24 protein-coding genes and 2 pseudogenes are annotated in these 24,403 nt (G+C 41.7%); 11 read left to right on the top strand and 15 right to left on the bottom strand.

The window, feature by feature from the left end:
• Positions 1 to 2,724 carry a DNA mismatch repair protein MutS gene (gene mutS, locus KW060_RS02845; RefSeq protein ID WP_249036885.1) on the bottom strand — a complete coding sequence of 908 codons (2,724 nt, stop codon included), beginning with the start codon at positions 2,722 to 2,724 and terminating at the stop codon, positions 1 to 3.
• A 60-nt stretch (positions 2,725 to 2,784) separates the two neighbouring features.
• Entirely contained in the window at positions 2,785 to 3,615 is an 831-nt protein-coding gene (locus tag KW060_RS02840) for a GNAT family N-acetyltransferase (protein ID WP_249036886.1), read from the bottom strand.
• Positions 3,616 to 3,750: 135 nt separating this feature from the next.
• On the opposite strand from KW060_RS02840, the gene KW060_RS02835 reads away from it, so the two are divergent.
• Positions 3,751 to 4,131: a hypothetical protein gene (locus tag KW060_RS02835; RefSeq protein ID WP_249036887.1), complete on the top strand. Its 381-nt coding sequence runs from the start codon at positions 3,751 to 3,753 to the stop codon at positions 4,129 to 4,131.
• 11 nt (positions 4,132 to 4,142) lie between these two features.
• Here KW060_RS02835 and KW060_RS02830 read toward each other — a convergent pair whose 3' ends face one another.
• The 4 genes from KW060_RS02830 to rpmB all read right to left on the bottom strand — a co-directional run bounded on the left by KW060_RS02830 (position 4,143) and on the right by rpmB (position 7,028).
• Entirely contained in the window at positions 4,143 to 4,460 is a 318-nt protein-coding gene (locus tag KW060_RS02830; RefSeq protein WP_249036888.1) for a hypothetical protein, read from the bottom strand.
• Between the two features lie 88 nt (positions 4,461 to 4,548).
• Positions 4,549 to 5,922 (bottom strand): AmpG family muropeptide MFS transporter, encoded by a 1,374-nt coding sequence (locus KW060_RS02825; protein ID WP_249036889.1) that lies wholly within the window; start codon positions 5,920 to 5,922, stop codon positions 4,549 to 4,551.
• Between the two features lie 71 nt (positions 5,923 to 5,993).
• A complete protein-coding gene (locus tag KW060_RS02820) occupies positions 5,994 to 6,542 on the bottom strand; it encodes a TetR family transcriptional regulator (RefSeq protein ID WP_249036890.1) in 549 nt (182 codons plus the stop codon).
• Between the two features lie 198 nt (positions 6,543 to 6,740).
• On the bottom strand, positions 6,741 to 7,028 hold the full coding sequence (gene rpmB / locus KW060_RS02815) for a 50S ribosomal protein L28 (protein WP_249036891.1): 288 nt from the start codon (positions 7,026 to 7,028) through the stop codon (positions 6,741 to 6,743).
• 328 nt (positions 7,029 to 7,356) lie between these two features.
• On the opposite strand from rpmB, the pseudogene panB reads away from it, so the two are divergent.
• Positions 7,357 to 8,139, top strand: a pseudogene (gene panB, locus KW060_RS02810) (3-methyl-2-oxobutanoate hydroxymethyltransferase).
• Between the two features lie 9 nt (positions 8,140 to 8,148).
• Positions 8,149 to 8,928 (top strand): pantoate--beta-alanine ligase, encoded by a 780-nt coding sequence (panC, locus tag KW060_RS02805; protein ID WP_249036893.1) that lies wholly within the window; start codon positions 8,149 to 8,151, stop codon positions 8,926 to 8,928.
• Here panC and KW060_RS02800 read toward each other — a convergent pair.
• The 3 genes from KW060_RS02800 to KW060_RS02790 all read right to left on the bottom strand — a co-directional run bounded on the left by KW060_RS02800 (position 8,925) and on the right by KW060_RS02790 (position 11,086).
• Positions 8,925 to 9,383: a PAS domain-containing protein gene (locus KW060_RS02800; protein ID WP_249036894.1), complete on the bottom strand. Its 459-nt coding sequence runs from the start codon at positions 9,381 to 9,383 to the stop codon at positions 8,925 to 8,927. The two genes, panC and KW060_RS02800, sit on opposite strands and share 4 nt — an antisense overlap.
• Before the next feature lie 122 nt (positions 9,384 to 9,505).
• Positions 9,506 to 10,480, bottom strand: a complete 975-nt coding sequence (meaB, locus tag KW060_RS02795) for a methylmalonyl Co-A mutase-associated GTPase MeaB (protein ID WP_249036895.1) — start codon at positions 10,478 to 10,480, stop codon at positions 9,506 to 9,508.
• The gene (locus KW060_RS02790) at positions 10,481 to 11,086 is read right to left on the bottom strand and encodes a TetR/AcrR family transcriptional regulator (protein ID WP_249036896.1); all 606 of its coding nucleotides are present in this window, start codon (positions 11,084 to 11,086) and stop codon (positions 10,481 to 10,483) included.
• Positions 11,087 to 11,209: 123 nt separating this feature from the next.
• Between KW060_RS02790 and KW060_RS02785 the strand changes: the two genes are divergently transcribed.
• Both KW060_RS02785 and KW060_RS02780 read left to right on the top strand, forming a co-directional pair.
• The gene (locus tag KW060_RS02785; RefSeq protein ID WP_249036897.1) at positions 11,210 to 12,394 is read left to right on the top strand and encodes an acetyl-CoA C-acyltransferase; all 1,185 of its coding nucleotides are present in this window, start codon (positions 11,210 to 11,212) and stop codon (positions 12,392 to 12,394) included.
• Positions 12,395 to 12,692: 298 nt separating this feature from the next.
• Positions 12,693 to 14,192 (top strand): hypothetical protein, encoded by a 1,500-nt coding sequence (locus KW060_RS02780; protein ID WP_249036898.1) that lies wholly within the window; start codon positions 12,693 to 12,695, stop codon positions 14,190 to 14,192.
• Here KW060_RS02780 and KW060_RS02775 read toward each other — a convergent pair.
• Positions 14,169 to 14,597, bottom strand: a complete 429-nt coding sequence (locus KW060_RS02775) for a hypothetical protein (RefSeq protein ID WP_249036899.1) — start codon at positions 14,595 to 14,597, stop codon at positions 14,169 to 14,171. The genes KW060_RS02780 and KW060_RS02775 overlap by 24 nt on opposite strands.
• A 119-nt stretch (positions 14,598 to 14,716) precedes the next feature.
• On the opposite strand from KW060_RS02775, the gene KW060_RS02770 reads away from it, so the two are divergent.
• From KW060_RS02770 to KW060_RS02755, 4 genes are all read left to right on the top strand, one after another.
• Positions 14,717 to 15,616: a CDP-alcohol phosphatidyltransferase family protein gene (locus tag KW060_RS02770; protein ID WP_249036900.1), complete on the top strand. Its 900-nt coding sequence runs from the start codon at positions 14,717 to 14,719 to the stop codon at positions 15,614 to 15,616.
• A gap of 30 nt (positions 15,617 to 15,646) precedes the next feature.
• Complete coding sequence (locus KW060_RS02765; RefSeq protein WP_249036901.1) at positions 15,647 to 16,747, top strand: hypothetical protein; 1,101 nt, start codon at positions 15,647 to 15,649, stop codon at positions 16,745 to 16,747.
• A gap of 17 nt (positions 16,748 to 16,764) precedes the next feature.
• Positions 16,765 to 18,297, top strand: a complete 1,533-nt coding sequence (locus tag KW060_RS02760; protein ID WP_249036902.1) for an oligosaccharide flippase family protein — start codon at positions 16,765 to 16,767, stop codon at positions 18,295 to 18,297.
• A 67-nt stretch (positions 18,298 to 18,364) separates the two neighbouring features.
• A complete protein-coding gene (locus tag KW060_RS02755) occupies positions 18,365 to 18,679 on the top strand; it encodes a chorismate mutase (protein ID WP_249036903.1) in 315 nt (104 codons plus the stop codon).
• Positions 18,680 to 18,682: 3 nt separating this feature from the next.
• On the opposite strand, the gene KW060_RS02750 is transcribed toward KW060_RS02755, so the two are convergent.
• Both KW060_RS02750 and KW060_RS02745 read right to left on the bottom strand, forming a co-directional pair.
• Positions 18,683 to 19,399, bottom strand: a complete 717-nt coding sequence (locus KW060_RS02750; RefSeq protein WP_249036904.1) for a phosphocholine cytidylyltransferase family protein — start codon at positions 19,397 to 19,399, stop codon at positions 18,683 to 18,685.
• A complete protein-coding gene (locus tag KW060_RS02745) occupies positions 19,399 to 20,526 on the bottom strand; it encodes an inositol-3-phosphate synthase (protein WP_249036905.1) in 1,128 nt (375 codons plus the stop codon). Before KW060_RS02745 ends, KW060_RS02750 begins: the two co-directional genes overlap by 1 nt.
• 323 nt (positions 20,527 to 20,849) lie before the next feature.
• On the opposite strand from KW060_RS02745, the pseudogene KW060_RS02740 reads away from it, so the two are divergent.
• Together KW060_RS02740 and KW060_RS02735 are read left to right on the top strand one after the other, a co-directional pair.
• Positions 20,850 to 21,275, top strand: a pseudogene (locus KW060_RS02740) (FKBP-type peptidyl-prolyl cis-trans isomerase); the annotation flags it as partial.
• Positions 21,275 to 21,643 (top strand): DUF423 domain-containing protein, encoded by a 369-nt coding sequence (locus tag KW060_RS02735; protein ID WP_249036907.1) that lies wholly within the window; start codon positions 21,275 to 21,277, stop codon positions 21,641 to 21,643. The pseudogene KW060_RS02740 and the gene KW060_RS02735, both read left to right, overlap by 1 nt.
• Positions 21,644 to 21,776: 133 nt before the next feature.
• On the opposite strand, the gene KW060_RS02730 is transcribed toward KW060_RS02735, so the two are convergent.
• From KW060_RS02730 to KW060_RS02720, 3 genes are all read right to left on the bottom strand, one after another.
• The gene (locus tag KW060_RS02730; protein WP_249036908.1) at positions 21,777 to 22,259 is read right to left on the bottom strand and encodes an RT0821/Lpp0805 family surface protein; all 483 of its coding nucleotides are present in this window, start codon (positions 22,257 to 22,259) and stop codon (positions 21,777 to 21,779) included.
• Positions 22,260 to 22,361: 102 nt separating this feature from the next.
• A complete protein-coding gene (locus KW060_RS02725; protein WP_249036909.1) occupies positions 22,362 to 23,750 on the bottom strand; it encodes an ATP-binding protein in 1,389 nt (462 codons plus the stop codon).
• The gene (locus KW060_RS02720) at positions 23,737 to 24,396 is read right to left on the bottom strand and encodes a response regulator transcription factor (protein ID WP_249036910.1); all 660 of its coding nucleotides are present in this window, start codon (positions 24,394 to 24,396) and stop codon (positions 23,737 to 23,739) included. The genes KW060_RS02725 and KW060_RS02720 overlap by 14 nt, the downstream gene beginning before the upstream one ends.
• Positions 24,397 to 24,403 lie beyond the last annotated feature (7 nt).

Here is a 24,403-nt window from a genome sequence, read left to right as displayed (position 1 = left end):
TTACCGTAATAATCCCTTTAATTGATAAATGATATCGAGTGCCTCTCTCGGGCTAAGCTCATCCGGATTGACTTTATCCATTTCCAGTTCAAGCTTTGATGGTTCGGATGGTCGCGCACTTACTTTTTCCTGCACCGCGGAAAAAAGCGGCAATTCATCACTTAAGGCTTCCATTTTTTGGCCTTGGGCAACGCCTTGTCCCTCTTGCCCGCCTTGCTCAAGACTATGAAGAACCTGTGTCGCGCGTTCAACCACCACCGCCGGAAGACCAGCAAGTTTCGCCACCTGAATACCATATGATCTGTCGGCTGACCCTGCGGCCACCTCATGCATGAATATCACTTCACCGTCCCATTCTTTAACCTTCATATAATGAAGGGCGAGCTTTGATAATTTTGCAGATAGCGCTGTCATCTCATGATAATGTGTCGCAAATAAGCCGCGCGCTTTATTTACTTCGTGAAGATGCTCAACGGCCGCCCATGCAATGGATAACCCGTCATAGGTGGCCGTACCACGACCAATTTCATCAAGAATCACAAGCGATTTTTTCGATGATTGATTAAGGATCGCCGCCGTTTCAACCATTTCCACCATAAATGTGGAACGCCCGCGCGCCAAATCATCGGACGCGCCAACGCGGCTGAATAACCGGTCAACAATACCGATGTGCGCGCTTGATGCCGGCACAAAACTGCCCATTTGCGCGAGGATCGCGATAAGCGCATTTTGACGTAAGAACGTGCTTTTACCCGCCATGTTTGGACCAGTGATCAACCACAAACGATTATCAACACCAAGATCACAATCATTGGCGACGAACTTGCCTTCAAGATTTTGTTTGATGGATGCCTCAACCACCGGGTGACGTCCTGCCTCGACCTCAAAGGCAAGGCTTTCGTCAACATTTGGACGACAATAATTATTTTCGACGGCAAGTTCCGCAAGCGATGAACCAACATCCAATTTCGCCAGTGCCGTCGAGGCAACAATAATACTGTCCCACTGCATCAGAACCATCTGAACCAATTTTTCAAACAGTTCATGTTCAAGTGCAAGCGCGCGGTCAGCCGCCTGCCCGATCTTGCTTGCTAGTTCCGCCAGTTCCTGTGAATTAAAGCGAACGTTATTGGCAAGCGTTTGACGGTGAATAAATTCTTCGTTTAGCGGCGCGGTCATTAATTTATCCGCGTGCATTGCTGTGACCTCGATAAAATAACCAAGCACGTTATTATATTTGATCTTTAGGCCATTGATGCCCGTCTTTTCACGGTATCGTCCTTCGAGTGCGGCGATCAATCGCTTGCTTTCCGATTTTAATGTCTGAAATTCATCAAGCGGTGCATTGTACCCACGCGCGATAAAATTACCGTCACGGATAATAAGCGGCGGATCAGGAAGCAGCGCACGGCGCAGTTCATCCACCAGATCGCTATGATGACCAAATTTTCCGATGATTTCTTTTAAATCATCAATTTTACCGGATAGATCATCACGGGTATTTTCAATATTACGTTCAATAATTTCACGTATTTGAAAGGCCTGATCAAGCCCCTGCCCAACGGCCGCCAAGTCACGTGGCCCGCCGCGCCCCACTGAAAGACGCGACATCGCCCGTTCAATATCGGGACAGCTTTTTAAAAGCCCGCGCAATTGAATACGTAGCGCTTCCGCATTTAAAAAGTAAGTCACCAGATCAAGACGTTTATTAATCCGCACTGGGTCCGTCAGTGGCGCACTTAGGTAACTGCCTAAAAGCCGCGCACCCGCACCCGTAATGGTCTTATCAATGGTGAAAAGCAGGCTTCCTTTTTTCTCACCCGATAATGTTCTGTTTAATTCAAGGTTCCGACGTGTGGCACTATCGATCATCATGACCGCATCTTCGCCAACCATCATCGGTTTTTTAAGTTTTGGAATTTTGCCCTTTTGGGTTTCTTCGAGGTATTCAATTAATGCTCCACAGGCCGCCAGTTCCGCGCGATCAAATGATCCGATGCCATCAAGGACACTGACGCCGTAAACCTCTTTTAATTTTTCTTCTGCCTTGGCGCTGTCGAACAGCTTATTTTCAACGGGGCTGATGATATGTTGCCAATCATCGAGCACATCCACAAGTTCACCCTTATCAAGCACACCGAATGACGCGATTAGTTCACCCGCTTGTAACCTGGCGAGTTCCGCATCCAGATTGGCGGCTTCCATTTTGCAAACGTAAAAATCACCGGTGGTGATATCAAGCCATGATAATGCGTAATTTCCTTTCGCAAGCGATAAGGCGGCAAGGTAATTATGCGCCCGCGCGTCCAGCAGATTTTCTTCGGTAATCGTGCCCGGCGTCACAAGACGGACAACATCACGGCGCACGACGGATTTACTGCCGCGTTTTTTAGCCTCTGCGGGGTCTTCCATCTGTTCGCAGACGGCGACCTTAAAACCCTTTCCAATCAGGCGGGAAAGATAATTTTCCGCCGCATGAACGGGAACGCCACACATTGGGATATCTTCATCATTATGCTTGCCACGTTTGGTCAGCGTGATATCCAACGCCGCCGCAGCCGTCACCGCGTCCTGGAAGAAAAGCTCGTAAAAATCCCCCATGCGGTAAAACAGCAAATATTCCTGATGCTTTTCCTTTATTTCAAGGAATTGTGCCATCATGGGTGTTGTTTTTGCGGGCTTGCTTTTTGTATTTGGTTTTTCTTTTGTTTTTTGTTCGGTCATTACCATTTTCGCTGGTGCGTTATTTATTACTTGAAAATATGATCGATTCTTCGGTTTCGATCAATCTTCAAATAAAGAAAGATAACGTTTTTCCAAGCGATCAACCGGAAGCAGGATAAACACATCCGTCGTGCCGAACTGTTCATCAATCACCGCGCCGTCACCGATATAACAACCAAGGTTAAGATACCCCTTAACAAGTGGGGCTAATCCTCGTCTTGCGTCGCGTTTTTCAAAATCTTGCTTATCAAAATAATTCATTTTCTGACGCTGATCAGCAAGTGCTGGAATATTATAAGCATCCGGTGTTTTATGATAATGATAAAGATAGGATAATTGTGCCTCTAACGGTTTTTGATCGACGCCCGGCAGGCTTGCGCAACCAAACAGATAGGCAATTTTATGTTTATCGATATATCTTGCGATAAATTTCCACATCAAATGCATGACGGCATTTGTTCTATAATCTTCCTTTACGCAGCTGCGGCCCAGTTCAAGTAACTGACGGTCGCCCATCAGATCACGAAAATGATCACTATAAAGATTATCCAGATCAAATTCGCAGGTGGAATAAAAATCATCTTTCTTGTCGATTTTTTCTTCACGAAGCAATCTATATGTGGCGACAACACGGTCATCACCGGATTTCGAATTATCAATCGCCAGCAAATGATCGCAAATATCATCAAAGGCATCAAAATCACGGGCTTGTTCGGCGACCTCTTTTGATGGCCTTGCGCCCATTTCTTCAAAGAAAACTTTATATCGCAATTTTTGACCTGCGATTATTTCTTCATGTGACTGTGCCAGTCGTACTTCAATATCACCACTGGCAACCAGAATGGGATTATCATCGGTTGCAATGACATATTTGCTTAACGAATTCGTCATAAAATAACTCTTTACCCTCTTGAGCTTCGCTTTCCCGGCGAAACTTTGGGATGATATAGTTATTTTAAGCACGAACCAAATGGTTTTTTATTTTCTTCTGTTTACCCACAGTTTTTATGGGGGTACAAAGACCCCATGAATAATTTATCACCCGATACACATTGCCAGGTTTGCGGCGCGGTTGCAGAAATAAACGCGGATAAAATCATTTGCCCCTTTTGCAAATTTGAAAAGAGCCTTAACCAAAGCCCCGACCTTTCAAATAAAGACCTAATTCGCGCAGAAAATATAAATGGTTATTTCAAAAACAAATATAAAACCATGGAACACGGTGAAACTTTCCAATTATCCATCCCCGTCACCCGCGTTTATAAAACACCAGAACCACAGGACGGACAGGTTAATTTTTTTAGGTCTAAAAACATAATGTTCCTACTGGAACAACACGGTTTCCAAATGGTTAGTCGTGTTTCGAGGTATTCTACGGAATTAAGACTGGTTGTTCGGAAGGTTTGATTTTGATTAAATTATTCAAATTCCTTTAAATTTACTTCAAGCTTATCTAACCATTTTTCCCTTACGATCGTTTTCAATCCTTTCTCATTATATACTTCTTGAAATTTCTCAATGTACAGATCACCATACAATCGTATTAAATTTTCATGCTTCTGAATATTTCTCAAGTATGTAAAAATGAATGAAATCAAAACCCCTAAAATAGGAATTGCAATTATCATAATTGAAATATTTTTAAATGATTGTGTCGCTACAATTGAAAATAACATTCCTAAAAATGAGTAAATAATGCCTTCTTTTAACGAAAATATTAATAGCTCTCTTTTCAATTTCTTATTTCCCCTGAGACAATACTCAATTCTAGTTGAATAGAATAGAATAAATTATCTCAATAAATCAATCCGTCGTAATTAACGACTATTCTTCTTTCATTTCCGAATACTTCTCATCCGGATGTTCTAACCTTTTAATCCAGAACAATAAGAGTATCCCCGGCACTGCAACAACAGCGGTAATGATGAAGAACCAGAACCAGCCGACGCCTTCGACGATAAAGCCGCTTGGTGCGGACAGCAGTTTTACGGTGAACTGATTAAGCGCGCTGAGGAGTGCATATTGAGTGACCGTGAATGAACGGTTACAAAGAAGCGATTGGAATGCGACCAGAACTGTCGCGCCCATGCCGGTGGCGAATTGTTCAAATCCCATGGTAAAGGCAAGGAAATATGCATTGGGGCCAATAAGATAAAGCGCCGAGAATGAAAAATTGGACGCAAGCTGCAATATGGCGCAGATCAATAAGCCTTTCCAAAGGCCCACTTTGCTCATGAGCCAGCCACCAACGGCGAAACCGATGAACAATGCCCAGAAACCAACCAGCTTTCCGGAATTGGCGATTACCAGATCGTCAAACCCGAGTGACAAGAAATATCGCGTTTGTAGTGACACGGCCATGCTGTCGCCGATTTTGTAAAAAATCGCAAAAAGAATAAAAACAAACCATCCCCGCCGCATCATAAATTCCCGAAACGGCGCCACAACCGTCATATAAATCCAGGCGAAATATTCCTTGCTTTGTTTTCCGGCTTCCTCGCGTTCGGCAAGGAATGCATCGATTTCTTCTTTTATTTTTTGTTTTTCTTCTGTGGCTTTATGTTCCGGTTCACGGATAAATAAAACCGCAATCATACCCACCAGCATGGTCGAGCTGCCCATAATGAACAGTAACGACCAATCAATTTCAAACAGCGAATAAATGTAAATCACACCGATAGAGAATATAATCCCCGCGATACGGTAGCCGTAAATATAAAGCGCGGCCCCCGCCGCCTGTTCATCATCTTTTAAAATTTCAATTCGGAAACCATCAATAACGATATCCTGCGTCGCACCGAATAACGCGATTAAAAACGCAACCATATAGGTTTCCGTGTAATCCTCAAGCGGATTGGTAAATCCAAGCCAAATGATACTACCCGCGAGCAATGCTTGCGATAAAATAAGCCAGCTTCTTCGTTGACCGAGCAGCTTATTCAATATGGGTAATTTGACCTGATCAATGAACGGCGACCATAAAAATTTGATGGTATACGGAAAACCCGCGGCGAGTAGAAGGCTAATTTCACTGGGACTAAGTTCAATTTTTGATACCCAGTAACTAAGGGCACCCGAAAGCACACCATAAGGAACACCAGATGAAAAACCCAAAAACAAAATGGCAAAAACTGTTGGCTTGAAATATACTTTTATGGCTTCAAGTGTTGATTTTTCTTGAACTGTGGTATCTGACAAATGACTGACCTTATGTAATGATTTTCCACACAGTGGCCCATCATTATGGCAAGGTCAAGACCGATTTCCGCTTACATGGACCTTATCCACGATTTTAGTTGAATGAGCTGTGATTTAAACATGCTTGCGTCATCCTGAAGGCGCGCCAAAAAGAATAGCCCGTGAAGCGCCGCCATCAATCTATTGCCCTGATCAGCCACATTTTCTGTTTTTAATATGATAACAAATTGATCATCAATCCATTTATGCTGAAGCTTTAAAATTTTCTCAGCCTCATGAAATAATTCTTCGTCCTGTCCGCGTAGGTCCCAATATAAATTGAAAATCGGGTTTCCTTCTTTCGCGATGGTTTCTGCATCCTGAAAATATTCATCCAAATACAGGCTTAATCGCTGGCGGGCGTTGATGTTTTCTTCATAACTTTCCAGCTTTCGTTTTACTGAATTATAGTATGATTTTAACACGTTAAGACAGGTTTCTTTTTTGGTGAAATCCGCATCATCATTGGCCGCATTAACGGCGCGTACGATGTCATCCATCGCCGCCTTACGGTAACCATGTTTTTGAAATTCTTTTTTTGCCGCCTTTATAATCGCCGCTGTAATTGCACGACTGCTCATTTACACCTCTTGATGATAGAAATGATAAAAATAACCAAACAAATGTACTATGAAAAAACTGACAGATTAGTTTTATAGACACAGGAAATGAAATATTCCTTACATTTCATCTAAAATGCTATCTATTTAAGGGGATTATAACATAAAAAAAGCCGCTGAAAAATCAGCGGCCTTCTTTAAAAATATTATCAAATGAAATTAAGCAGCAGCCAATTTCTTTTTGATGTTTTTCTTTAGGCGTCTCGCTTTCAGTGAAAGAACAGCATCGTTTGCTTTCACAAGGAAGTTATCCAAACCACCATTGTGTTCAACGCTACGAAGAGCGTGCGCAGAGATTTTCATCTTCACTGATTGACCAAGTGCATCGCTCATCAATGTCACTTTAGTAAGATTCGGACGGAACTTGCGGCGTGTTCTGTTAAGCGCGTGGCTTACGTTGTTACCGCTCATTACAGCTTTGCCTGTTAATTCACATACACGTGACATCGTCTTTTCCTTAACTTATATTCTTAATCTAAAAGGCTTTTTGGGTTTCCTATTACAAGAATCAACCATAGCCCCTATAAAACTTGAAAGCGGTATATAGGGGATCAAGTGAAATACGTCAAGAAATATAACCTAAAAACTCTTAAAAATCCGATATTTTTTTATCAATTCAATTATATACCAAAAAGTCCGGCTAAAGACATGCTATAATAATCCTGACTTAAAGCGATTGATATCCTTGCGTTTGGCAGAAATCCAATATATTTAACTGCGCTGGAAATATTTACGCCCTGACTCAGCTTGGAACCTCTTTTACCGGTTTAAACCCATGAAAATAAGCACCCTCAAAAAATCTGATACGCCACTCGTCTGTTTAACGGCCTATACGGCACCGATTGCAAAAATACTTGATAAGCACTGTGATATCCTGTTGGTCGGCGATTCAGTCGGCATGGTTTTATACGGTATGGAAAATACGCTTGGTGTCTCAATAGACATGATGATTAATCATGGGAAGGCCGTCGTTAAATCGTCATCAAATTCAATCGTGGTGGTCGATATGCCGTATGATACATATGAAAATGATATTGAGACCGCCTTTAAAAACGCTTCACGCATAATAAAAGAAACAAATTGCGACGCCGTTAAGTTAGAAGGCGGCATGGAAATGGCCGAAACCATTTCGTATCTGACAAATAACGGTATCCCCGTGATGGCGCATATTGGATTACTGCCGCAATCGGTCGTTAAAGAGGGCGGCTATAAAATTAAAGGACGCACAGAAGGCGGGCTTTCAAAATTAATCGATGACGCAAAAGAGGTCGAAAAGGCAGGCGCATTTTCCGTTGTTATCGAAGGCACTGTGGAAAATAGTGCTGCACAAATTACCAAAGAAATCGAAATCCCAACCATTGGCATTGGCGCATCGTCCGAATGCGACGGACAAATCCTTGTCACAGAAGACATGTTGGGTTTAAACAGCGACTATATACCGCAATTTGTGAAGCAATATGAAAACCTCTAAGACAGAATTGATACTGCCGCATCAAATTATGCGGCGGACGTCAGATCCCGAAAATTCCCAAATCAAGAATATGTTTATTCAGAATAAGGCCTCAACATGATTACCGTTAAAAACATTGCTGAATTAAATGAAATTCTTGACGAGCAACGATCAAATAATAAATCCATTGGTTTTGTGCCCACAATGGGTGCCTTGCATCAAGGGCATCTGTCCTTAATTGATATTGCCAATCAAAAAAGCGATTTTGTTGTCGCCAGTATTTTTGTTAACCCAACGCAATTCGCCCCGAACGAAGATTTTGACCAATATCCACGCACGGAAGAACAAGACGCAATGCTTCTTGAAAAAGTGGGTGCTGATCTTTTGTTTTTACCGACCGTGAATGAAATTTATGCAGGTGGTCTACATTCCGACATTAAAACCGGGGACGCGGCCATGGGATTAGAAACAGATTTCCGTCCTGACTTTTTTAAAGGGGTTGTGAATGTGGTTGACCGCCTGTTTAGCGCCGTTAATCCGGACGTAGCCGTTTTTGGCAATAAAGATTATCAACAGCTTCAGGTTATCAAGCAAATGGTTGATGAAACAGGGCGTACGACAAAAATCATTGGCGCCCCAATCATAAGAGACGAACATGGATTGGCATTATCATCACGAAATGCATATTTATCCCAAGATGAAATTAAAATCGCTCAATCATTAAATGCCATATTAAAAGAAGCGGCACTGACAGATAATTTTGATCAAGCGCGTGATGCATTACGATCAAAAGGTTTTGATAAAATCGATTATATCGAAAAACGCTGGGATAGAGTTTTAGCCGCCGCATGGTTAGGCAAGACGCGCTTGATTGATAATGTGCCTGCAAAAAATTAATTCAGATGAACAACCAACACAAGATTGGTTACATCCTTATTATTATCAGAAAGCGGATAAACAACTGACGAATAATTGCTGTAATCTTTAAAGGCCAGCTCGATATTGTGCTTTGAATAATATGGTTCTTTATTTTCAATACACCATTTGAAGCTATCAAAAAGGTTTAAGCGGGAACTGCCCTCTTTTAAATCTTGCTCGGAAAGTTCTTCGAGGATTTCTCTTAAATCCTGATCCATAAGACGGAAACTAAATTCATCGTCCTTTTCATGATAATCAATCAAGATAATCTGGCTGATATAATCTGCCATATATTCAGGATCCAGATCGTTGCTCGCAGGCAATATTCTTTCCCCTTTTACCCCTAACCAATGTTGATAAAAATCTTTTTGTGGACCAGCTTCAAAGTTTCTGACTTTTACATCAGATTTAACACCAGAGTTTAAGCTATACATTACATGCCTTTACTAAAAATAAACTACCTGTAACTTTTAAATTATTCTAATTAACCCTGTATCTAATTAGTATATTGTATAAAAAGTTAACAAATATATAATATATATCTTTTAAGTTTAGATCAATGTTTTTTTACTGGTTTAATCAAACTTTCATAAAGCGTTTTCGCGGCTTCCAGTGGGGTTATCGATTTATCTTTGACGGCTTTTTCCAGTGTTTTAATTTCTGATTTCTGCCTAGTTTTAACCTCACTGGTTAGAAATTCATTTAATTCTTTCCAGATATTATCAATTTCCTGTTCGGCTCTTTTGGCATCAAATTCGCCGCTTGTTTGCATGGCTTCTTTATAATCACATACGGCTTGCCATACTTCATCAATCCCTTGATTATTAATAGCGCTGGTTTTTAAGGTTTTAACGACCCAATTTTCTGATTTTTGCCGCATTAAATGAAGTGCATTTTTTACATCACCCGCCGCAAGCCCGGCTGCATTTTCAAAATCACCATCAGCCTTATTAATAATAACAATATCTGCCAATTCCATAATACCACGCTTGATGCCCTGTAATTCATCACCACCGCCCGGCGACAGCAATAACAAAAACATATCCACCATATCATGCACAGCGACTTCTGATTGGCCGACACCAACAGTTTCAATGATGATGACATCGTAACCTGCGGCTTCTAATATCATCATGGCTTCACGTGTATATCTTGCGATGCCGCCAAGCGTCCCTTTCGATGGTGTTGGCCTGATAAAGGCATTTGGATCACGGGCAAGTTCTTCCATTCTTGTCTTATCACCCAGAATAGAACCGCCGGTTATTTTAGATGATGGATCAACAGCAAGGACCGCGACTTTTAACCCCTGCCCTGTTAAAAGTTTTCCGAAACTTTCAATGAATGTGGATTTACCAACACCCGGAATACCTGTTAACCCAAGCCGCAAGCCTTTGCCAGTATGCGGCAATAACTTGTTAAGTAATTTTTGCGCCTTTTCCTGATGATCGGTGCGTGATGATTCAATCAGTGTGATTGCTTTGGCAACAGCGCGGCGATTGCCAGTGATGATTTTATCAGCAAGCTCGCTCATTTAATCACCAATTACGCCATGAGTGACCAAAGCCAGCACTTCTTCGGTAAGCTCATCTTCTTTCACCGGGCCATCTGATTTATACCAAGCCGTAATACCGTTAAGGCTATCGAATAATAAAATCGCCAAAATGGTTGAATTACAATCACGAATGGTACCGTCAGTTATGCCAATTCTGATGATCTCACGAACCCTGCTTTCGATATCCTTATGATTTTGAATACTGGCGGCGCGTAGAGTTTCATCTTCCATCTGGCCACGGTGACGCACATGGCAGCGGATAATATCATCGGTAATAATACCGATATACCCTTGCACAAAGCGGTAAAGCATTTGAAAGCCATTACCGCCACCAGCAAAAATATCATCAAGCAAGCCATTAATTCTGCGGCATGCTTCCTCTTCGCATTTTACAAGAATGTCTTCTTTATTTTTGATATAATAATAAAGGGTCGGTTTGGTTACATTTTGCATTTTGGCAATATCATCAAGTGAAGTTTTATAGTAACCCTTTTCCATAAACGCTTTTGATGCATTTCTTAAAATGACATCAAGTTTCTGTTTTCTTTTTTCTTCACGTGTTATATTAGTTTCTGTAGCTTGCATTAATCACAGATCCCACTTTAAAATGCTTAAACCTTGCTATTATCAGTGATAGCCCCTATATATGTTACCGAATAGTAACATATATATTTAAAAAAGACACTATAAATTCAAGGAGATGCCATCATGGCCGATGAATCAATTGTAATTGTTGGAATGTCACGCACCCCTATGGGTGGCCTTCAAGGCGATTTCGCCACTGTTAGCGCACCTGCGCTTGGTGCTGTTGCGATCGAAGGTGCGTTAAAAGAAACAGGCATCAAACCGGAAGAAATTGATGAAGTTTATATGGGCTGTGTATTACCAGCCGGCATCGGACAAGCACCAGCAAGGCAAGCGGCAATTGGCGCAGGACTTCCTAAAAGCACTGCATGTACCACAGTGAATAAAATGTGCGGCAGTGGTATGGAAACTGTTCGTCTGGCGCATAACGCACTCATGGCTGGTTCAGCAAACATCATTATTGCAGGCGGCATGGAAAGCATGAGCAATTCTCCTTACATCCTGCCCAAAATGCGTTCTGGTGCACGCATTGGTCATACAGATGTAAAAGATCACATGTTCCTTGATGGGTTAGAAGATGCATATGAAAAAGGCACTCTTATGGGCGTATATGCAGAACGTACCGCAGAAAAATATGGCTTCAGCCGTGAAGCACAAGATGAGTTTGCAATTTCATCATTATCACGCGCTAATGAAGCCATTGAAAAAGGATATTTTAAAGACGAAATTTCACCTGTTACTGTAAAAAGCCGCAAGGGTGAAACCGTTGTTGATACTGATGAACAACCTGGTAAAGCACGTCCGGAAAAAATCCCGTCCCTTCGTCCTGCATTTGCAAAAGACGGTACTGTAACCGCCGCAAACGCCAGTTCAATTTCCGATGGAGCCTCTGCGATTATTATGATGCACGAAGCAGAAGCCGTGAAACGCGGCTTAAAACCAATTGCCCGCATTGTTGGCCATAGTGTCCATGCACAGGAACCAAACTGGTTCACAACCGCACCCGTTGGTGCGATGAAAAAACTTTATGAAAAAACGGGTTGGACGGATGCCGACGTTGATCTTTATGAAATTAACGAAGCATTCGCCGTTGTAACAATGGCGGCGATGCATGATCTTAATCTTGATCATGCCAAGGTTAACGTACACGGCGGCGCATGTGCCCTTGGACATCCAGTTGGTTCATCGGGATCACGCATTATGATTACATTGCTTTCTGCGTTAAAAACACATGGCGGCAAACGCGGTATCGCAAGCCTGTGTATTGGTGGCGGTGAAGCAACTGCGGTCGCGTTAGAATTAATGTAAAAAAATCGCAAGGTTTGAATTCGTAACCCGTATTATAGATGTCAGCGGTGCTTGTTTGTGATCGTCATTCCCGACCAGTCACTGTTCCCCCTTCACACGCATCGCTGATAACTTTTTATTTTCATTCAAAAAAATCTTCTCATTTTCGACACAATTAGTATGTTATATGCATTATCAACTTTATTGATGGGGCATTATAATTTCCATTTCATCCGAAAATATTTCTGAACAATTAAACAGAATCGTTAACAGTCCGCTTTTTGAAAATAAAAACAGGCTGCAACGTTTTCTTTCCTATGTGGTAACCGAAACATTAAATGGAAACGCCGACCTGATTAAAGGATACACACTGGGCCTTGAAGTTTTTGATAAGGATGAAAGTTTTGATCCGGGAACAGATGCTATTGTTCGTGTTGAAGCGGGACGACTAAGGCGCCTGCTTGAACATTATTATATGGATGATGGCAAAGATGATCCGATTCTAATAACACTCCCTAAGGGAAAATATACTCCTGTCTTTTCGAAAATTGAAAATAATGAAAAATCCAGCAATCAGGATCCTGTCATCAATGCCGCAGCAGCCCCACCAACTGGCCCGGCGATTGCCGTTCTTCCTTTCGAAGTAATTGGCGACAATGGAAATACTGAAATTTTTGCGGATGGCATCACAGAAGAAATTATCAATCAATTAAGCTTAAGCCCGAGCCTTTATGTCATCAGCCGTAAGGCCACATCCTTTTATAAAGGTAAAAATATCAATCTTCGGGAACTCGTAAGTGAACTTGAAACCCATTATATTTTAGAAGGCAGCATTAGACAGGCCGGTGATATGGTTCGTGTCAGTGCAAAACTTTTAAACGGTACAAATGGTGCGATTATCTGGACAGAAAAATTTGATTATAAACTTACACCGGAAAATATTATTAATGTTCAAGATGAAATTGCGGGCAAAGTTAGTGCGACAATCGGTGATGCATATGGCACCATCATGCGCACTAGCGCCATAGATATGAAACGCAGCAGCACGGAATTCATGGAAGCCTATGAAGCGATGCTGCTGTTTCATGATTATCTGTTTGAGCTATCGCAAAGTTCCCATTTAAAGGCGCGCGAAAGCCTTGAAAAAGCGGTGCAAATCGACCCGCATTATGCAGATGCATGGGCCGGTCTTTCATTTCTTGCACTTGATGAATATCGCTTTAGTTTTAATATTCAGGATTTAAAAGAACCTGCTCTTGACCGTGCGCAAAAACTTGCGGAAAAAGCCATTTCAATGAGTTCGCAATTTTCAATTGCATGGTATGCCCTGACCATCATTCATTTCCATAAAGGTGATCTGGACAAATTCCAACAAAATATCAAAATGGGACTAAGCATTGCACCAAATAGCCCAGCCGTGCTTGCTGATAGTGGCGTTTATCTATGTTTGATGGGTGAACTGGAACAAGGTACGTCGCTTGTAAACAAAGCGATATCATTAAACCCGCAGCATCCGAACTGGTGTCAGTTTGCCTTATTCCATCAACATTTCTTAAAAGGTAGCTATAAAATTGCCGCCGATTATGTCAGTACCGTTGAAACACCCGATTGGTTCTGGCCATATGCATTACAAGCAATTAATTATTCTGAACTTGGTGAATATGAACTTGCGAAAACAGCATATGATAACTTAATCAGGCTTTATCCGGATTTTCCAGACAATGTTGAAACCGAATGCGCCAAATGGTTTAAACGCAAGCAAGATATGGAAATTTATTTAAGCAGTTTTCAGGAATTATTCGATAATACCGCAGGCTGAGAAAATCCAGCTGGCTTTTAATGCCGTTTTGGCATCCCTTGCCATGGTTCTTTTGATTAGTTCGGAATATTCCAAACAATCGGCAACCGCGAATTCGCCCCCATTGATAACATCTTTATATTTTTCAGCGATGTCCGTTTCACCGTTATCATAATTAATCTGCGATATTGTTTGAATAAGACCTAATTGGGCAATGGATCTGATTTTATTGCGACGATCTTCGATAGAAAGCGGTGAAAATTCTGCGTTAACGCTCTGTTCATTTCCAATGAGTAAAACTAATCTAGGAGCTGATAAAAGCATGTCGTTTTTATCGCGGGTATAAAAAAAGCTTGCTGTGTATGTGATGATCACAAACAGCACAAAGCCGATAACGAATATCTTGGAATTATTATTTTCTTTCATATTCAACTTATATACCGAAACTAAATTTATCGTCCAGTTTTTTGGTCGTAATAAATAAAAAACATTGATAATATAAACACATATTTATTGATAATTATTTAGAATATAAGGCCAAAATTATGGAAAATAGTCAGGACGATGTAAAACGTACCCTTGATATCGAGGAATTCTCGAACGTACATATCATCCACCCGATCAGCAGCTGGCTCGTCCCGAAATTCATTGACTTAAAAATCACCCCGAACATGGTGTCATCCATGGGTATGGCTTGTGGTTTGCTGGCTGGCGTTTGTTACTATAATTATCAAAACCCGCTACTCGCTGCGCTTGGTTTTTTACTGATGTTTATGTGGCATGTGTTTGATGGTGCGGATGGTCAGCTTGCCCGTGCAACGCAAAATTTTTCTGAAATTGGTAAAGTCATCGATGGCGTATGCGATTACGTGACATTCATTAGTGTTTATGTTGGTTTGTCACTTGCACTTGCACCGACATTCGGCAATGAAATCTGGTTCTTGTCAATTTTTGCGGGCGTTTGTCATGCAATCCAATCGGGCGCATATGAACTTCAACGTAGCGAATATGATTTTTGGGGTAAGGGCAAGGAAAATGCCGATCTGCCAAGTATCAATGACATGATAGAAGAAGGCCGCACAAAGTCAGGAATGGGCCAGATCGCCAATCAATTACATATTGGTTATATCCGCATGCAATATGCATTTAGCGGTGTTGACCGTAATTTCCGCCATTCGTTAAAAGAGGTTCTTTCACTCGCCCCCGAAAAAGAAAGTGATATCAGATCGCTTTACCGTGAATTATATGCGCCCGCCGTGAATAACTGGTCAATTCTTTGTGCCAATTACCGTACTTTTGCCATATTTATCGCGTCAATTAGCGGTGAACCTGAATATTATTTCTGGTTTGAAATTGTCGCCTTGAATATTGCATTGATGTTCCTGGTGCAGAAACAGAAAATATTAAATGATTTATTCACAATGAAACTGAAAGAAATTCTTTAGTTTAATTGTGCGGTATTAGGAAAGCCTTTGATGAGCTTTAAAAAGATTATTGTTAGTTTGGCCCTTGTTATGAGTTTCCCATTTCATATGGTGCAAGCTCATGAAATCAATGACAAACGCCCAATGATGTTAGAAGACAAAAATTACACGGAATATTGGGAACAGTATTTCTATCTTTCCGATGGATCACTGGTAACCAGTCAGTTTCTTGTGGCCAATTTCCCGTGGCCCGTTGGCAAAGACCACGGCATTATGCTTGGCACTCTCGTGACACCAGAAGGTGAATTATATGTCATAAAAAATGGCCGTAATTTTGGTGATTGGGGATATAAGGAAGACGTGCTTGATATTTTTATCCATACCCACCGATTAAGCGGTAGTGGTGATGATGTAAATGTGCACCTTGAAAACACAATGGCAATTGTTGATATCAATTCAAAATCACCAATTCCCGCATTCTCACATGACAGTTATTCCAGTGATGAAGGTTATATTGAAACGAGTTATTACGCCCCGTCCTTAAAAGGATACGGTAATTGGCAGCTTGGCGAAGAAGCAGGCTTTAAACCAAATGGTCCCGTACATAATGCAGACATCACCGAAGGATTTGGTGTCCATGTTCTGATGACCGATAAGGTCGATCAACTTATTAAAAACTGGACCCGTGTAACTACGGTCGGTGATGCAAATCACAAAATTTTCCTATCCGCTATCAACAGACCGGATGATAATGAGGATACTATTTTCAAATTATTCGTCGCTGATAAAACGCTTGATACTTTTTCCGATGTTGACATTAAATATGAAAATATGACCAAGGAAAAAGATGCAAGTTATCCACGCAAATTAAAAATCAAGGCAAAAGGCGAAAAAGGCGATATCGAAGGCGAAGTCATCTTTACCAAGAAAATGGATCACTTCAATTTGAATGATCATCTGAACTTTTTTGAACGTTCATTTGCCAAATCAAATCCAGTGATTACAAATTTTCGCTATATTGCCGACTATAATCTGGTATATAAAACGTCTGAAGGCGAACAGCAATTGACCGGTAAGGCACTAAGTGAATATGTCGATATTCAGCCTGTGAAGAAAGCCGCATCAAAAGACCGTCGCCGCAGAAGACGTTAATAACCAGATTGTAGCGTATGTCGCCAGAACAGGAAAAGGCCGCCACCACGGCAAAGGATAATAAAGATATTGCCAAGGGGGCGGGTGCCAACTTCTTTGGTTTTATTATCCGGCTTGGTTCACGTCTTCCTTTTTTAATATTAGCTGTTGCGCTTTTCGGTAACGAACTTTATGGCCGTTATAATTATACGATCACAACCATTGAAATATGCGCTGCGTTCGCCACATTTGGCTTTAAACGGTCACTTTTTAAATTTATTAACGATGATGAATATTCGGGTCGTTATTCCATAGAACAGGTGATGGTCTCCGCGCTTCTGAGTTCCGTGATTGTCAGCCTGATATTCACTGGCCTTATTATTCTGGGTGCGGAATTCCTTGCCTACATTTTTGATTATCCGGAAATGGTACCGGGGCTTAAATCTCTTGCGCCGATGGTGATCATCATCACAGCACTTGATGTCATTCTCGCGGGCACACGCGCCACCCGTAAAATGCGATATGAGGTCATATCCCGTAGTCTTGTTGAACCCTATATGTTGCTTGGATCTATGCTTCTGTTCTTTTATATGGGCTTTACCACATTTGGATTATTGATGGCTTATGCAGTAGCCCTGATTGCCGCGCTTATTTATGCCATATGGGGTTTTTGTCATTTATATTCATTTGAAAAAACCATCAAGGCTCGCCCTGATTTTAAATTAATGAAACGTTTGATGCGTTTTTCAGGACCAACGGCATTTCATGATTTGGCACTTCTTGTCTTCATGCGTATGGATATTTTTACTGTTAAGTTTTTCTTCTCTGAAGCGGTGCTTGGTGTTTATACCATTGCCCAGCAATTCGCCACATCCGTCGAGAAAATATACCAAAGTTTCTACCCTATTCTTTCACCGGTAATGGCGAAAAATCTGGTCGAAAAAGATTTTGTTACGGTTGAGAAACAAATGATCATGGTATCGCGATGGATATTGATGATTCAAAGTGTGCTTGTCATTCTTTGTGTATTTTATGGCGAAACCATATTTAACGCCATCCTGCCCGCTGGCACTGAACCGAACATGGCCATAATCGGTGGTATTGTTCTGTTTTATTTGATGGTGGGCGAAACCATCAATGGCGGCTTTGGCATGGCGGATCTTCCGGTGATTTACCGCACGCCGCTCTTTAACCCGATCATATCACTGACGATGATTCCTGTTTATGTTTTGCTTGCCTATCTACTCACCCAATATTCTGATTTTGGCCCGATTGGTGTTGCCATGGCATTATGCAGTACATATTTCCTGATGAACTTGGTGCGTGTCATTACCATCATCAAGCTTTACAGCATCAATATGATTACTTTTGATATTTTCCGGGTCATTCTTGCGGCCGCCGTGGCAGCAGGATTGTTCCATCTGATAACAATCATTTCCCCGTTCGATCTTATTAACGGATGGGGTTTTGCAGTGGGTTTACCTGTATTATTCCTTATATACGGGTTATCAATGTTGTTTATCGCCATGAAAAAATCGGACGTAAAAAAATTAAAAGCAAAATTCCTATAAAAACACTTTTTCTTTACGCGTAAGATTTGCTAAGTTCTGGAACGATTAAAACGAAGAGGCTTTAAAAGTGAGCGAACATATTCCGACCGAAGAAGAAAAAAAATCAAAACTGATCGAATATAGAAACAGTATCGATAACATCGATGCCGCCGTGATTAATATGCTTGCTGAACGATTTAAGATCACTCAGAAAGTCGGGCATTATAAAGCCAAATACGGCCTGCCTGCATCTGACAAAGCACGTGAAGCAACACAAATTGAGCGCCTTCGTAAACTTTCGGAAGAAGCGCAACTCGACCCTGATTTCTCAGTAAAATTTCTGGATTTTATTATTGAGGAAGTAATTCAGCACCACAAAAAAATCAGTGGTGCTGATAAATAATTTTTAAAGCTTACCTTGGTCAACGTAAACAATGGCTTTACCAAAAGCCATCGGATCATCAACATCAAGCCATAGACGATTTTTAATATCGAATGTGCGGGCCTTACCAGCCGCGCCAAGAACATTCATGGCGCCCGAAATACTTTCGTCACCTTCTTTCGCGCTCCTATCAAGTGCATCAAACATAGCAGTTGTACAATAGAAAATACCCGTATCAAAAGCATTATAATCACGGATCACTTTTCCGATATTGCTGATCTCATTCTTTGTGCAGTTCACACGCGTCACATCTTCAAGATCAACCACTGGGTTTTCAATGTTGTAATCAACACATAATGTCACTGTGTCATCTTCATGATCATGCGACAGTAGATCTTTAATGATTTCCGGATCGAACAAATGGTCACACATTGTAAGCACAAACGGCCCATCAATAACATCTTTGGCACACGCAACAGACAGTCCATTCGGGCGTTGCCATTCATCGTTAATGATATGCGTAATACTTAGTTTCTCGCGTTCCGCCAACTCATCCAGAAATGTACGAACCTTTGTACCGCGATACCCGGTCACAACATAAAAATCATCAATGCCGCCGGCACGTGCATTTTTAATTACGCGTTCGATGATAGGCTCGCCGCCGAGTTCAATCAGCGGCTTGCTTTCACCTTTTTCACGTAATCTTGTGCCTTGTCCAGCGGCTACGATTAGAAGCTTCATTATTCTGCTGCACTCGCTGCTTTAACACGTGACGCGATAAACTCTTCTGTCATTTCGTATGCTTGATCATCAGTATATTGTACTGGTGGATGCTTACAGAAATATGCAGATGCAGCCGTTAGAATGCCGCCTTCACCGTTCATAAGCGCTAGCTTACAACAACGGATCATGTCAATCGCAACACCAGCTGAGTTCGGGCTGTCTTCCACAGAAAGACGAAGTTCAATATTCATTGGAACACCACCGAACAGGTCGCCTTCCATGCGTAGGAAACAAACTTTGTTGTCATTCTGCCATGGAATATAATCACTTGGGCCAACGTGGATGTTTTCATCATCAAGACGTGCACCAGCAACCGCTTGTACAGCTTCTGTTTTTGATTCTTTCTTAGACGCAAGACGGTCCTGGTTTTTCATGTTCAAGAAGTCTGTGTTACCACCAGTGTTAAGCTGGTATGTACGGTCAAGAACAACACCGCGTTTCGCAAACAGGTCAGTAAGCGTTCTGTGTGTGATTGTCGCACCTAGCTGCGCTTTAATATCGTCACCAACGATTGGAATGTTTTTCTCTTCAAATCTTTTCGCCCACTCTGGGTTACTTGCGATGAACACTGGCATGTTGTTGATGAAAGCAACGCCCGCTTCAAGCGCACATTCAGCATAGAATTTCGCCGCTTCTTCAGAACCAACCGGCATATAGTTACAAAGAATTTCTGTACCGCTATCTTTTAGTTCCTGAACGATTTCTTCTTTTGTTGCTGATGGTGTGCCGTCTAGTACGAAAGTACGGTTATCATCATAATCAGCCATATGCTCGGAAACACCGTCAAGAATGTTACCCATTTTTACAATTGTACCGCTTTTCGGTAGATCAGAATGGAAAACTGTTGTGCAGTTTGGCTTTTCAAAGATCGCATCATTTACGTCTTTGCCAACTTTACGCGCATCAACATCAAATGCAGCAACAACATCGATATCACATGGACGGTAACCAGCCACATCCCAATGCATAAGACCAGGTACAACATGATCAGAACCAACACGTTCTGGTGTATAATAGTAAATACCCTGAATAAGTGAACTTGCGCAGTTACCAATACCTGCAATCGCGATTTTAATTTTCGACATTTTAATTTACCTTTTGACTGTCTGAATAATTCATTGAGCAATATAAAATTACCCACAATTTAAACAGCGCTTATACTATAGATTACAATCATGTGACAAGCATTTAACCGTTACATGAAAATGTAACATTTTGGGCTGGTTAAATTCCGCCTTGGAACTGCCCCAAAATTGCTATATACGTTTTGCATCACAATTTTTATTTTGAAAAGAAAATGGAGTTTTTAATGCCATTCAAAATTAATACGTTCTTTAAGGGTTTAGTACTTTCTGCGTCAGCTTTTGTTCTTATGTCCTGTTCGGAACAATCAACAGAAACAGATGCAGCAGCAGAAGCCGCTGATACAGCAGAAAACATGGAGCTAGAAATGAGCGCGACATCAAGTTTTTTAGAAGAAAACAAATCAAAACCGGGTATCGAAGTAACCGAAAGCGGTCTTCAGTATAAAGTTTTACTTGAAGGTTCAGGAAAACGCCCAATGGCAACTGATATGGTAACCGTTCATTATGAAGGCACATTGATTGACGGCACAAAATTCGACAGCAGCTATGACCGTGGTCAACCGGCTGAATTCCCGCTAAACCGTGTTATTCGTGGCTGGACAGAAGGTGTTCAATTAATGCAGGAAGGTGCAAAATATAAATTCTTCATTCCTTCTGATCTTGGTTATGGCCCATCTGGTACACCAGGTGGCCCAATTCCACCAAATGCAGATCTTATTTTCACAGTTGAATTAATCAGAGTGAACTAATGAATTTTTGGATCAGGCTAGGAGCAATATCAGGTTTCCTTGCCGTTCTAATCGGCGCCATGGGCGCCCATGCTTTGGAGCCTCTCATGGATAATGAGGGGCTCTCTCAGTTTAAAACCGCAAGCCTTTATCATCTTACCCATAGTTTTGCGTTAATTGCTATCGGTCTTCTTTGGCCGCACATAGAAAATCATAAGAAATTAAAACTTTCCGGTTACTCATTTTTAGTGGGCATTCTGCTATTCAGTGGCAATCTTTATATCCTAGCGATATTGGGAACTAACCCGCTTCATTTGCTCATTCCATTAGGGGGATTATGTTTATTGCTCGGATGGTTATCACTGGCATTTGCGTCATTTAAAAAATAAAAGGAGGCCAAATGACCTCCTTTTTTAGTTTAAGTGCCCCCGATATTGCACAAATTGTGAGGGGGAAGGGTTATACAGAATTACCGGGGACACTCATACGCATGAACTTGTTTAATAATACTCTCTTCTCAACTTAAACGCTGTCATTTACAATTTTCCAGCTACCATCCGGTTGGCGGCAAGCCTTGCCGTATGCTTCCTGAAGCTCACCACCGATGGTCACGGTTTGCTGATATTCACGGCAATACTGACCGCGGTCATTTTGATATGCTGGACGAGGGGTATATGTTCCGTGATTACCGCTATCCGGATTATACCAGTTTGATGATTGACCAGATGGGTAACTTTCGAAAGCGACTTGTTGCGCCTGATACATTTTAATGCGGTCAGCCTCATCAAGTTTTTTACCGATACTATTACCAATCGCTGCACCCGCAATCGCACCGGTCATTACAGCGAATGCTTTACCATCATGGCTCGCGCCATCGCCGGCAATCGCGGAACCAATAACCGCACCACCAACCATTCCCAGGAATGTACCGAAACCTTCGTTGTTACCTTCCTGACAGGCAGTAAGACTGAATGCGCATAAAACAATTGCTGTAACTTTTTTCATATTCTTCGTCCTCAAAACTTGATCATGAAAAAAGAATATCAAAGTGAAACTGAACGAATTCTGAATATGGAATTCAGCTAAAGTCAGAATAGGTTCAGAAAACTAAACCGATGGTAGTATTAATGTAACACAAAGACCCGTTTTTGCATATGTATCATCGTGATCGGATAATTCAACTTGCCCGCCGTACAGGTCCGATAGATCTTTTACAATGGAAAGACCAAGTCCTGTACCCGGCTTTTGTTCATCAAGCCTTTTGCCACGACCGAATACGGCTTCGCGTTCCTCTTCTTTAATGCCGGGGCCATCATCACAAATTTTGATTTTCAACTGATTATCTATTTTTTCGCAAGAAATCTGAACTTTTTCTGTCGCCCACTTGGCGGCATTTTCCATCAAATTGCCGACCATATCTTCGAAATCATTCACTTCGCCTTTAAACAAAAGACCGTCTTCATCTGTCATTGGAATAATTTCAATGGATTTATCATCGTGAATTTTACCAAGCGCCCGTGCGATGTTATTTATGGATGGCATTATTTGCGAATGGCTGCTGATGGTTTTAATGTTTGCCGCTACGCGGGCGCGTTTTAAATAATGTTCAACATGCTTATGCATATTTTCAGTTTGTTTACTAACCGTCCCTGCCATTGCATTGTCTTCGTTCATGCGCGCTTCGTTCCGCAAAACAGCAATCGGTGTTTTTAAAGCATGCGCCAAGTTACCAACTTGCGTTCTGGACCGTTCAACAATTTCATTATTATGATCAATAAGCGCATTTAACTCATCTGCAAGCGGCTGAATTTCGCGGGGAAAATCACTTGGCAAATATTCCTTTTCGCCGCTTCTGACCTCGCTAAGTGTTTCTTTAATATGCGCTAGCGGCTTTAGACCAAGAAACACCTGCAAAATTGACGCAGCAAGCAAACCAAGTCCCAGTGCTGAAAGCCCAAATACCAGAATTCGATCAAACCTTATGGCCTGATTTTCAATTTCAATGGTATCAATTGCCACCGCAAAACGGTATACCACATCACTGTCCGGCAATGTTACGTCCCGTTCAATCACCCTTAAAACCTGATCTTCTGGCCCAGTAGCTTCCCTAAATCTGGTGCCGTCAAGCGTTTCACTAAAATCAACATCGAGATTCACATCCCAAAGCGATCTTGATCTAAGCGGATTAAACCCTTCTGGTGAAATTTGCCAATACCATCCGGAATAAGGTTGTTCAAATCGTTGGTCAGCCATATTTCTTGTGAAATTAAGCACAGTAGAAGTATCATCAACACTGATCCCAACCAGATTTTCTAATAAACCATTTAAACGATCATCAAAATTTTGTTCTAACGTATCGCGGAAAACCACGGATAATAAATATCCAGCAAGCACAAGTGCAAGCACCATCCATACGGCTGATATCGTTACCAGCCTGACCCATAAAGGCTTACGTCTGACACCATCGTCGATATGCACTTCTTTATTCAGAGACAAGCTGGTACCCCAGTCCTCTTATGGTTTTAATGATATCAATACCGATTTTTTTGCGAACACGTGTGACAAACACTTCAATTGTGTTTGAATCGCGGTCAAAATCCTGATCATAAATATGTTCTGTTAGTTCCGTTCTGGAAATCACCTTGTTCGGGTGATGCATCATATATGATAAAAGCTTATATTCCTGCGCCGTTAGCTTAATCGGCATCCCGTCTACTGTAACCTTTGACGTGGCACTATTTAATGTAAGACCCTGAATTGAAATTTCCGATGACGCTTGCCCTGCCGCACGGCGTATTAGGGCTCTAATACGCGCAAGAACCTCTTCGATTTGAAATGGTTTTGGAACGTAATCATCGGCACCTGCATCAAGGCCGGCGACTTTTTCCGACCAACTGTCACGTGCCGTCAAAATTAAAACAGGGGTATCAATACCAGCGTCACGCCATTTCTTTAATATGCTGATCCCGTCCATCACGGGCAGGCCAAGATCAAGAATAATCGCATCATAACTTTCCGTTTCCCCGAGGAAATGTGCGTCTTCGCCGTCCAGTGACGCATCAACCGCATAACCGGAATCTTCAAGAAAACTTTTTAACTGACGTGATAAATCCGGATCATCTTCCGCAAGCAATAGTCTCATTTTTATT

This window comes from Pseudemcibacter aquimaris, assembly GCF_028869115.1.
Lineage (GTDB): Bacteria > Pseudomonadota > Alphaproteobacteria > Sphingomonadales > Emcibacteraceae > Pseudemcibacter > Pseudemcibacter aquimaris.
This window is presented reverse-complemented; position numbering and strand designations above follow the sequence as displayed.

What these genes read in the sequence shown, in the direction of transcription:
- KW060_RS02750 (WP_249036904.1), bottom strand. Translation starts at nt 19,399, where the DNA reads ATGAAGCTTCTAATCGTAGCCGCTGGACAAGGCACAAGATTACGTGAA.
- KW060_RS02745 (WP_249036905.1), bottom strand. Translation starts at nt 20,526, where the DNA reads ATGTCGAAAATTAAAATCGCGATTGCAGGTATTGGTAACTGCGCAAGT.
- KW060_RS02840 (WP_249036886.1), bottom strand. Translation starts at nt 3,615, where the DNA reads ATGACGAATTCGTTAAGCAAATATGTCATTGCAACCGATGATAATCCC.
- panC (WP_249036893.1), top strand. Translation starts at nt 8,149, where the DNA reads ATGATTACCGTTAAAAACATTGCTGAATTAAATGAAATTCTTGACGAG.
- KW060_RS02735 (WP_249036907.1), top strand. Translation starts at nt 21,275, where the DNA reads ATGAATTTTTGGATCAGGCTAGGAGCAATATCAGGTTTCCTTGCCGTT.
- KW060_RS02730 (WP_249036908.1), bottom strand. Translation starts at nt 22,259, where the DNA reads ATGAAAAAAGTTACAGCAATTGTTTTATGCGCATTCAGTCTTACTGCC.
- KW060_RS02760 (WP_249036902.1), top strand. Translation starts at nt 16,765, where the DNA reads ATGTCGCCAGAACAGGAAAAGGCCGCCACCACGGCAAAGGATAATAAA.
- mutS (WP_249036885.1), bottom strand. Translation starts at nt 2,724, where the DNA reads ATGACCGAACAAAAAACAAAAGAAAAACCAAATACAAAAAGCAAGCCC.
- KW060_RS02820 (WP_249036890.1), bottom strand. Translation starts at nt 6,542, where the DNA reads ATGAGCAGTCGTGCAATTACAGCGGCGATTATAAAGGCGGCAAAAAAA.
- KW060_RS02720 (WP_249036910.1), bottom strand. Translation starts at nt 24,396, where the DNA reads ATGAGACTATTGCTTGCGGAAGATGATCCGGATTTATCACGTCAGTTA.
- KW060_RS02765 (WP_249036901.1), top strand. Translation starts at nt 15,647, where the DNA reads ATGAGCTTTAAAAAGATTATTGTTAGTTTGGCCCTTGTTATGAGTTTC.
- KW060_RS02790 (WP_249036896.1), bottom strand. Translation starts at nt 11,086, where the DNA reads ATGCAAGCTACAGAAACTAATATAACACGTGAAGAAAAAAGAAAACAG.
- KW060_RS02775 (WP_249036899.1), bottom strand. Translation starts at nt 14,597, where the DNA reads ATGAAAGAAAATAATAATTCCAAGATATTCGTTATCGGCTTTGTGCTG.
- KW060_RS02770 (WP_249036900.1), top strand. Translation starts at nt 14,717, where the DNA reads ATGGAAAATAGTCAGGACGATGTAAAACGTACCCTTGATATCGAGGAA.
- KW060_RS02785 (WP_249036897.1), top strand. Translation starts at nt 11,210, where the DNA reads ATGGCCGATGAATCAATTGTAATTGTTGGAATGTCACGCACCCCTATG.
- rpmB (WP_249036891.1), bottom strand. Translation starts at nt 7,028, where the DNA reads ATGTCACGTGTATGTGAATTAACAGGCAAAGCTGTAATGAGCGGTAAC.
- KW060_RS02800 (WP_249036894.1), bottom strand. Translation starts at nt 9,383, where the DNA reads ATGTATAGCTTAAACTCTGGTGTTAAATCTGATGTAAAAGTCAGAAAC.
- meaB (WP_249036895.1), bottom strand. Translation starts at nt 10,480, where the DNA reads ATGAGCGAGCTTGCTGATAAAATCATCACTGGCAATCGCCGCGCTGTT.
- KW060_RS02835 (WP_249036887.1), top strand. Translation starts at nt 3,751, where the DNA reads ATGAATAATTTATCACCCGATACACATTGCCAGGTTTGCGGCGCGGTT.